2 protein-coding genes are annotated in these 1989 nt (G+C 60.6%); both read right to left on the reverse strand.

From position 1 onward, the window contains the following. The coding region (locus tag VGH68_RS19335) for a 2Fe-2S iron-sulfur cluster-binding protein (RefSeq protein WP_331605287.1) at window positions 1–494 on the reverse strand (494 nt) is incomplete at its 3' end. 126 nt (window positions 495–620) lie between these two features. Continuing rightward, window positions 621–1949 (reverse strand): NADH-quinone oxidoreductase subunit NuoF, encoded by a 1329-nt coding sequence (gene nuoF, locus VGH68_RS19340; RefSeq protein ID WP_331605288.1) that lies wholly within the window; start codon window positions 1947–1949, stop codon window positions 621–623. Between the last annotated feature and the right edge of the window lie 40 nt (window positions 1950–1989).

Below are 1989 nucleotides of genomic sequence, written 5' to 3' on the forward strand. Positions count from 1 at the left end.
TCCATCACACCAGCGACTTCCTGACCGAAACGAACGCAACGCGTGCAGTGAATGCAACGCGACATTTCTTCCATCGAAATCAGCGGGCCAACGTTCTTGTGGAACACCACGCGCTTTTCTTCGCTATAGCGCGACGACGACTTGCCGTAACCCACCGCGAGATCCTGCAACTGGCATTCGCCGCCCTGGTCGCAGATCGGGCAGTCGAGCGGATGGTTGATCAGCAGAAATTCCATCACCGACTGCTGGCCCTTCACCGCCTTGTCCGACTGGGTGCGCACGATCATGCCGGCGGACACCGGCGTCGCGCACGCGGGCACGGCCTTCGGCATCTTCTCGACATCGACCAGACACATCCGGCAATTGGCCGCAATCGACAGCTTCTTGTGATAGCAGAAGTGAGGAATGTACGTGTCGACCTTATGCGCAGCCTGGATCACCATGCTGCCTTCAGGCACCTCGACCTTCTTGCCGTCTATTTCCAGTTCAACCATGATGGTCAATCTTCCTTAACCTGTTACCGCTCAATCGTTCGCCTGTTCATCGCCGCGCCGGCAATGAATCCTGCGGTTGAGGTGTTCGGCTGGGTGTTACCCGTCAGCCTGACTCATTCGGCCACGTCAGGCGGCCACTGTCTCGGACGCCGCCGTCGCGCCGGCATGACCGCCGACGAGGCAATGCTTGTGAGCCACGTGATATTCGAATTCGTCCCAGTAGTGCTTGAGCATGCCGCGAACCGGCATGGCCGCCGCATCGCCGAGCGCGCAGATCGTGCGGCCCATGATGTTTTCCGCAACCGAGTTCAGCAGATCCAGATCTTCCTGACGGCCGAGCCCATGCTCGATCCGGTGCACGACGCGATACAGCCAACCCGTACCTTCACGGCAAGGCGTGCATTGACCGCACGACTCCTCGTAATAGAAGTACGACAGACGCAGCAGCGAGCGCACCATACAGCGTGTCTCGTCCATCACGATCACCGCGCCCGAACCAAGCATCGAACCGGCTTTCGCGATCGAGTCGTAGTCCATGTCGGTCTGCATCATGATGTCGCCCGGAATCACCGGCGCCGACGAACCGCCCGGAATCACGGCCTTGATCTTCTTGCCGCCGCGCATGCCGCCAGCGAGCTCCATCAACGTGGCGAACGGTGTGCCGAGCGGAACTTCGTAGTTGCCCGGACGTTCGACGTCGCCCGCGACCGAAAAAATCTTCGTCCCGCCGTTGTTCGGCTTGCCGATTTCAAGGTAATTCTGCGCACCGATCGCGAGCAGGAATGGCACAGCCGCGAACGTTTCGGTGTTGTTGATCGTCGTGGGCTTGCCGTACACCCCGAAGCTCGCCGGGAACGGCGGCTTGAAGCGCGGCTGGCCCTTCTTGCCTTCGAGCGATTCGAGCAGCGCCGTTTCTTCGCCGCAGATATAGGCGCCGTAACCGTGGTGTGCGTGCAACTGGAACGAGAAGCCCGATCCCATGATGTTGTCGCCGAGGAAGCCGGCGCGACGCGCTTCTTCCAGCGCTTCTTCGAAGCGCTTGTAGACTTCCCAGATCTCGCCGTGGATATAGTTGTACCCGACCGTGATACCCATCGCGTACGCGCCAATCGCCATGCCCTCGATCAGCGAGTGCGGGTTGAAGCGCAGGATGTCGCGGTCCTTGAATGTACCCGGCTCGCCCTCGTCCGAATTGCAGACGAGGTACTTTTGGCCCGGGAACTGACGCGGCATGAAGCTCCACTTCAGACCGGTCGGAAAGCCCGCGCCGCCACGGCCGCGCAGACCCGACGCCTTGACGTCGGCGATCACCTGCTCGGGTGGGATTTTTTCTTCCAGGATGCGGCGCAGCTGGGCGTAACCGCCGCGCGCCACATAATCTTCGAGATGCCAGTTGTCGCCGTTCAGGCCGGCGAGAATCAGCGGTTTGATGTGACGATCGTGTAAAGACGTCATTTCGAAAGTTCCTCGAGCAGCTGGTCGATCTTCGCGCGGC

The sequence above is a fragment of the Paraburkholderia sp. genome (assembly GCF_036488505.1).
Classification (GTDB): Bacteria; Pseudomonadota; Gammaproteobacteria; order Burkholderiales; family Burkholderiaceae; genus Paraburkholderia.

Excerpts from the sequence above, each read along its gene's own strand:
- nuoF (WP_331605288.1), bottom strand. The coding sequence starts at position 1,949 with ATGACGTCTTTACACGATCGTCACATCAAACCGCTGATTCTCGCCGGC.